Below are 6,486 nucleotides of genomic sequence, written 5' to 3'. Positions count from 1 at the left end.
TCCCGGCCTCCCCGGCGTCACCCCGGTCCGCGACAGCAAGGACCCCGAAGGCCCCGCCCTCTACTTCCCCGCCGACGGCTTCACCGCCTTCCTCCAGAGCGTCAAGGCCGGCGCCCTCGGCAACGCCTGAGACCGACCAGCAGACCTGCGAAGGGACCTGACCGATGATCAACTCCACATCGATGGCCTGGGTCAAGTCGTCCTACAGCCAGAACGGCGGCAACTGCGTCGAGGTCGCTCCCGGCCTCCCCGGCGTCACCCCGGTCCGCGACAGCAAGGACCCCGAAGGCCCCGCCCTCTACTTCCCCGCCGACGGCTTCACCGCCTTCCTCCGGGGTGTCAAGAACGGCACCTTCACCACCGCCTGACCCGCCCCTCCGAGGACCGCGCCCTGGCAGGCCGCGAGGCCCCCGCTCAACTCCGAGCGGGGGTCTCGTCATTCACGTCACCGAGGACGAGTCAGAGCAGGACGTTACCCATGCGGGTATCGGCAGCGCGAGCGCTCTGCCTCGACGTCCGATACCCGCCAGCCCGGGCACCCGGCGATTCGCATGCTGGGTCCATGGTCAACGTTTTCGACGGGCTCATCGATCGGTTCCTCCTCTCCAGCAGCGAGTTCGAACAGAAGCTACAAACGGTGCGACCCGAACAGTGGAGCCGGCCGACTCCCTGTACGGAGTGGAACGTACGGCAGTTGGCCAACCACATGGCTCGGGGAAACCTCAGCTACGTGCGTCTGCTCCACGGCGGCGACAGCGCGGAGTTCCTGCGGCTGCGGGATGTCGACGCGCTGGGTGCGGATCCGGTCGGTGCCTACGTCTCGTCCGTCCGGGAGTGCGCCCGGGCGTTCGGCCAGGACGGCGCCATGCAGCGGGTCCTGGACTATCCTCTGGGCCCGGTGACCGGGCGGCAGGCACTCGCCGTGAGGATCACGGACAGCACCGTCCACACCTGGGACCTCGCACGGGCCGTCGGCGCGGAGGAGTCCCTCGACGCCGGCCTCGTCGCATGGATCGACGAGCATCTCGACGAAATATACGCAGGCTTGGCGGAAACGCCCACCGCCGCCGACACGACCCACCGGTTCTTCGCCGCTCCCGAGAGCACGCTCCCGCACGACGCGTCACAGCAGTTGCGCCTACTGCACCGCATGGGAAGGACGCCCGGCGGCGCTCACTGAAGCCGACTGCGGGCCCTGCTGTGCTTGCTGGTGATGTTCCGTCACCCGTGCCCGGTCACCTCCCGCACGGGCCGCTGAGATCGGTACAGCGGAGGCCAGCTCGTTTATATGACTTCCAGCGCCCCCGAGCCCCGGCCGGCTTCTCCGAACAATCAGGCGAACGCCCCCCGCACGCCCCCGGCCCACCCCGCCGTGAGCGCGCCTGCGCGGGGGCGGCGCCCACGGATCCCGCAGGGCGTGCGACGTCGCTCGAATGGCGCACATCGACCAATCTCGTTCAGCTTCCTGATCACATCCGACCAAGCACTATGCGCAAGACGGTGAATATGCAACAAGAATAGGTAAATCCCTGACGGACCCGGAGAATTCGTGCTTCTCTGCTGCTGAATCTCCAGCCGGAATCCTTCCTTCCACGGTCGGCCGCGTCCTGGATCGCACAGCCGCGAGCCTCCTCGCCTTCGGCCGAGCCGGACGGCACGGCGGACGCGTACGGAGCTGAAATGCGGAGCCCAGCATGCTCACCACACTGCAGACGTCCTATACCGACACCCGTGCCGGTGACCTGGCCTGGTGCCTCGGCGGCCGGCCGCTGCCCGCACTGGCGGTACGCGACCTGCCGCTGCCGGGCCCGGACCGGCCCGCAGCCGCGCCAGGCCCCAGAGCCGCCGACCCGGCCGGGGCGAGGCGCACCCCCGAGGGCGGCCGGGCGGCCACGACCGCCGGCGGCAACGGCACCGGCAGCGGCACCGGCAGCGGCACCCTGCAGCTGCGCCTGCTGGGTGCCTCGCACCAGGTGGTGATCACGGCCGACCCGGGCGAGTGCCTGGAGACGGTGGCCTGCCTGCCCGGCCGCCGGACCCCGCTGCCCGCCCGGGTGGCCGAGCAAGTGGCCGGGTGGGAGTACGAGTTCGCGGCCCGGATCGAGGCGCTGCCGCCGCATGTGTTCGCCGCCCGGGCGCAGGAGATCCTGGCCCTGGTGGACGAGCACCCGCGGGGGCTGGCCGGCATCTTCCCGGGTGATCCGAGCGCCTTCACCGCCCTGGTCGCCCAGGGCAGCGCGGAGCGGGTGCTCTGGCGCACCTGGCACGCCTACCCGCAGGAGGGGCGGCTGGTCTGCACCCGGTCCTCGCTGGTGGTGCGCGGGCCGGGCAGCGCGCCGACGCGCCCGGCGGCGCGCTGCGCGATGGCCCGGCCGAGCCTCCCCTGAGCCCCGCCCGGCAATCGATCTGGTGACCAGTCGGACTCGAACATCCTGACGAACTGTCAACTCAAACCCGCACTCCATCACTCGAAAGGGTGCAACGATCGGCGGCCCGTGTCGCCTAGCGTTTCTTCGTGATCAACCAGCCGCCGGGCCCCTCCGGGCCGCCCGAACTCGACCGCGACGTTACCGACCCCGCCGAGTGGCTGCCAACGGTCCGGCCGCGGGTGCGCACCCGCGGCCGGAACCGCGAATGCCAACCACCCGAGCGGCGGGCCGCCCCCGCGACGCCCCCGACCGGCCCGGACCGGCGGCGCCACCCGTCCCGGGCCCGCCTGCGGGTCCGGCAGCCGCGACCACCCCGCATCCGTACCCCGGACGGACGCACCCGAATGGAGGATGCGGCGGCACTGCCCACCGGGCCCGTGCGCCCCCGTGCCGCCAAACCGCTGGTGCTGTTCGCCGCGTTCCTCTGCGCGGCCTGCGGACTGGTGTACGAACTGGAGCTGGTCGCCCTCGGCGGCTACCTGCTCGGCGACTCGGTCACCCAGACCTCCGTGGTCCTCTCCGTGATGGTCTTCGCCATGGGCGTCGGCTCGCTGGCGGCCAAGCGGCTCGCCCACCGCCCGGCCACCTCCTTCGCCCTGGTCGAATGCTCGCTGGCACTGGTCGGCGGGCTCTCAGTGCTCGTGGTCTACGGGAGTTGGGCCTGGCTGGGCCACTACCAGGTCGCCCTGACCACCCTGACCTGCGTGATCGGGCTGCTGATCGGCGCCGAGATCCCGCTGCTGATGACCCTGGTGCAGCGGATCCGCCGCCAGGAGGCCGGCCGGGCCGCCGCCGACCTGTTCGCCGCCGACTACGTGGGCGCGCTGATCGGCGGCCTGGCCTTCCCGTTCCTGCTGCTGCCGTACCTCGGCCAGGCCGACGGCGCACTGCTCACCGGCGCGGTCAACGCGGTGGCCGGCGGCGCGGTGGTGCTCTGGCTGTTCCGGGACGAACCGGGGCCGCGAGTGCGCCCGCTGCTCTGGGCCGGCTGCGGCGCGGTGCTGGCAGCGCTGGCGCTGGCCGCCGCCTGCACCGGGGCGATCGAACGCGCCGCCCGCTCCGCCCTCTACGGCACCGCGCCCCGGCAGGCGGTGCAGAGCCGGCAGGGCGAGATCGTGCTGACCGGGCCGATCCGGATACCAGCGCCGGGCGGCGACCCGCTGCGCCTCTACCTGGACGGCCGGCTGGCCGCCTGCGGCAGCGACGAGTACCGCTACCACGAGGCGCTGGTGCACCCGGCGCTGGCCGGTCCCGCCGACACCCGGGTGCTGCTGCTCGGCGGCGGGGACGGCCTGGCGCTGCGCGAGGTGCTGCGGCACCGCGGCGTCGCCTCGGTACTGGTGGTCACCGCCGATCCGGCGCTGCCCCAACTGGCCCGCACCGACCCGGCGCTGGCGGCGCTGGGCGGGCACTCGTTCGCCGACCCCCGGGTCCGGGTGGTCTACGCCGACCCGCTGGCCTGGCTGCGGCAGAGCACCGGCACCGAACGGTTCAACGCGGTGCTGGCCGACCTCCCGGCGCCGCAGCGGGCCGCCCGCGGGGAGTACCACACGACCGAGTTCTACGGCCTGGCCGCCGACCGGCTGACCGCCACCGGGCGGCTGGCGGTGCCGGCGCCGGCCGGGGCCGGGCTGTGGACGGCGGAGGCGGGGCTGCGCGCGGCCGGGCTGGCCACCGTGCCGTTCCCGGTGCCGGGGTCCGGGCCGGCCTGCGATCCGGCGGGCAGCGGCACGCGGGCGGCGGTGCTGCTGGCGGCCCGCGGCGGCCCGCCGGAGCTGGGCCTGGCCGCCGACGCCCCGGCACCCCGCGCGGTCACCCCGGCCGGCCTGCGAGCCGCCGCCGACCGGCTCGCCAGCCACCGGCCCCAGCCGCTGCCCCCACCCAGCACCCTCCTGGAACCGCACTGACCCACCCACGCCCGCTCACCCCGGCCGGCCTACGAGCCGCCGCCGACCCCAACGCGCTGGAACCGCCCTCACCCGGCACCGCTCGGTCACCCCAGCCGACGTGCGAGCCGCCGCCAACCGGCTCACCAGCCACCGACCCCAGCACCCTGGAACCGCATTGACCCGGCACCCCTCGGTCACCCCGGCCGGCCTACGAGCCGCTCGCCGGCCACCGACCCCAGCACCCTGCTCGAACCGCGCTGACCCGCCCCCGCAGTCACCCCAACCGGCGTGCGAGCCCCCGCCGACCGCCGCCGCTCCCCCGCCCAGCACCGTGCTCGAACCGCGCTCACCCGGCACCGTGCAGCACACCGCGGAAGCCGGGCGGTGCCGTGCCCTTCCACCCGGCCAACGGGTCGGTAGGCTCACAGTCATGGAGCATGAGGTTGTCATTCCGCTGCCGGCCGAGCTCGTCCAGCCCGCTCTGGACGATCCCGCGCTGCTCGCCCGCTGCCTTCCCGGTCTCAGCACCGACGCCTCCGACGCACCCTCCGGTCGCCGGTCGTCCGACGGCCCGCCGGAGATCAGCGGCCGGCTGAAGCTGCGGATCGGCAGCTCCACCATCACGTACCGGGGCGTCATCTCGCTGATCCGCAGCGGAGCGGCGGGTGTGGTGACCGCCTTCGTCGAGGGCCAGGAGGCCCGCGGGGACGGCGAGGTGACGGCCACCGTGCGGATCGCGGTCAGCGCCGAGGGGGAGGATCAGACCCGGCTGCGGTTCACCGGCGACCTCACCCCGGGCGGCCGGCTGACCGACTTCGATGACGAGACCCTCACCGCGGCCGGGCGCCGTCTGCTGGATCGTTTCACCGCCGCGCTCGGCGAGGAGCTCGCCCCCGACGCCACCGAGTCGGCCGAGGATGTCGAGGACGGCGAAGACGGCGAGGACACGGAGCCCCCGACGCTCTCCGTGGTGCCCGAACCGGAGCCGCTGCCGGACGACCTCTTCGCCGAGGACCTCTCCGACCTGATCGCCTTCTCGCCCTCGGACGACGAGACCGGCGACGGCGACCAGGCCGCCGAGCACCCCGAGCCGGTCGAGCTGCCCTACCCGCACGCCGTGCCCGACCCGGTCTCCGAGGAGGTGCTCTCCGGCCCGGTCCGGCGCAGCATCGTCGGCCGCTCCGCCGAGGAGGTGGACCACGCCCCGCCGCGCGGCCGGTACGCCCCCGCGCTGCCTGCGCGCAGCGCCCGGGCCCGGGCCGCCAGCCGCTGGTACGGCGAGGAGCACGCGGCGGCGAGCGGCCCCAGGCTGGCCGAGCGGCTCGCCTCGCCCTGGGTGATCGGCGGCGGGGTGGCACTGCTCGGCGGTGCCGTGATCGTGGCCCGCGCGCTGCGCCGCCGCTGACCCCGGCGCGCGCAGCGCCGAAAAGCGCCGGCAGACCCGAATAGACTGACTGTCCATGAGCAACCCGAGCAACGACCGCGCCGCCCTGCTGGACCAGATCAAGACCAAGGCCGTGGTGCACGGCAAGGTGATCCTCTCCTCCGGCAAGGAGGCCGACTACTACGTCGACCTGCGCCGGATCACCCTGGACGGCCAGGCCGCCCCGCTGGTCGGCCGGGTGCTGCTGGACGCCACCGCGGACCTGGAGTACGACGCGGTCGGCGGCCTGACCCTGGGCGCCGACCCGGTCGCCGCCGCGATGCTGCACGCCGCCGCCGCCCGCGGCCGCGAGCTGGACGCCTTCGTGGTCCGCAAGACCGGCAAGGCGCACGGCCTGCAGCGCCGGATCGAGGGCCCGGACGTCAAGGGCCGCCGGGTGCTGGCGGTCGAGGACACCTCCACCACCGGTGGTTCGGTGCTGACGGCCGTCGAGGCGCTGCGCGAGGCGGGCGCCGAGGTGGTCGGCGTCGCGGTGATCGTGGAGCGCGGTGCCGCCCCGGCGATCGAGGAGGCCGGCCTGCCGTACTACACCGTCTTCACCGCCGCCGACCTCGACCTGGCCTGACGCCCGGTCGCTCCGGCCGCCCGCCGGAGTGGTGAGGTTTCACGTGAAACATGAGAAGGGGGCCGCCCCCGCCCCCGGGGGGGGGCCGGCCTGGGGTCGGCGGGGGTTCAGTATGGGGGCAGGATGCCCGGACCAACAGGCGGGGTAGAGACGGAGCCC

7 protein-coding genes are annotated in these 6,486 nt (G+C 74.2%); all 7 read left to right on the top strand.

Annotated elements, in window-relative coordinates:
- The coding region (locus P3T35_RS40085; RefSeq protein ID WP_280709828.1) for a DUF397 domain-containing protein at window positions 1-130 on the top strand (130 nt) is incomplete at its 5' end.
- A 34-nt stretch (window positions 131-164) separates the two neighbouring features.
- Entirely contained in the window at window positions 165-368 is a 204-nt protein-coding gene (locus P3T35_RS40080) for a DUF397 domain-containing protein (RefSeq protein ID WP_280709827.1), read from the top strand.
- A 110-nt stretch (window positions 369-478) separates the two neighbouring features.
- Complete coding sequence (locus tag P3T35_RS40075; RefSeq protein WP_218976683.1) at window positions 479-1,180, top strand: TIGR03086 family metal-binding protein; 702 nt, start codon at window positions 479-481, stop codon at window positions 1,178-1,180.
- Window positions 1,181-1,694: 514 nt separating this feature from the next.
- Complete coding sequence (locus P3T35_RS40070) at window positions 1,695-2,387, top strand: DUF2617 family protein (RefSeq protein WP_101380762.1); 693 nt, start codon at window positions 1,695-1,697, stop codon at window positions 2,385-2,387.
- A gap of 386 nt (window positions 2,388-2,773) precedes the next feature.
- The gene (locus P3T35_RS40065) at window positions 2,774-4,336 is read left to right on the top strand and encodes a spermidine synthase (protein WP_101380761.1); all 1,563 of its coding nucleotides are present in this window, start codon (window positions 2,774-2,776) and stop codon (window positions 4,334-4,336) included.
- Between the two features lie 412 nt (window positions 4,337-4,748).
- Window positions 4,749-5,723 carry an SRPBCC domain-containing protein gene (locus P3T35_RS40060; RefSeq protein ID WP_101380760.1) on the top strand — a complete coding sequence of 325 codons (975 nt, stop codon included), beginning with the start codon at window positions 4,749-4,751 and terminating at the stop codon, window positions 5,721-5,723.
- A 55-nt stretch (window positions 5,724-5,778) separates the two neighbouring features.
- On the top strand, window positions 5,779-6,327 hold the full coding sequence (pyrE, locus tag P3T35_RS40055) for an orotate phosphoribosyltransferase (protein WP_101380759.1): 549 nt from the start codon (window positions 5,779-5,781) through the stop codon (window positions 6,325-6,327).
- The last annotated feature ends 159 nt before the right edge of the window (window positions 6,328-6,486 follow it).

It is taken from the genome of Kitasatospora sp. GP30 (assembly GCF_029892145.1).
In the GTDB taxonomy this organism is placed as follows: Bacteria; Actinomycetota; Actinomycetes; order Streptomycetales; family Streptomycetaceae; genus Kitasatospora; species Kitasatospora acidiphila.
This window is presented reverse-complemented; position numbering and strand designations above follow the sequence as displayed.

What these genes read in the sequence shown, in the direction of transcription:
- P3T35_RS40080 (WP_280709827.1), top strand. Translation starts at nt 165, where the DNA reads ATGATCAACTCCACATCGATGGCCTGGGTCAAGTCGTCCTACAGCCAG.
- P3T35_RS40075 (WP_218976683.1), top strand. Translation starts at nt 479, where the DNA reads ATGCGGGTATCGGCAGCGCGAGCGCTCTGCCTCGACGTCCGATACCCG.
- P3T35_RS40070 (WP_101380762.1), top strand. Translation starts at nt 1,695, where the DNA reads ATGCTCACCACACTGCAGACGTCCTATACCGACACCCGTGCCGGTGAC.
- P3T35_RS40065 (WP_101380761.1), top strand. Translation starts at nt 2,774, where the DNA reads ATGGAGGATGCGGCGGCACTGCCCACCGGGCCCGTGCGCCCCCGTGCC.
- P3T35_RS40060 (WP_101380760.1), top strand. Translation starts at nt 4,749, where the DNA reads ATGGAGCATGAGGTTGTCATTCCGCTGCCGGCCGAGCTCGTCCAGCCC.
- pyrE (WP_101380759.1), top strand. Translation starts at nt 5,779, where the DNA reads ATGAGCAACCCGAGCAACGACCGCGCCGCCCTGCTGGACCAGATCAAG.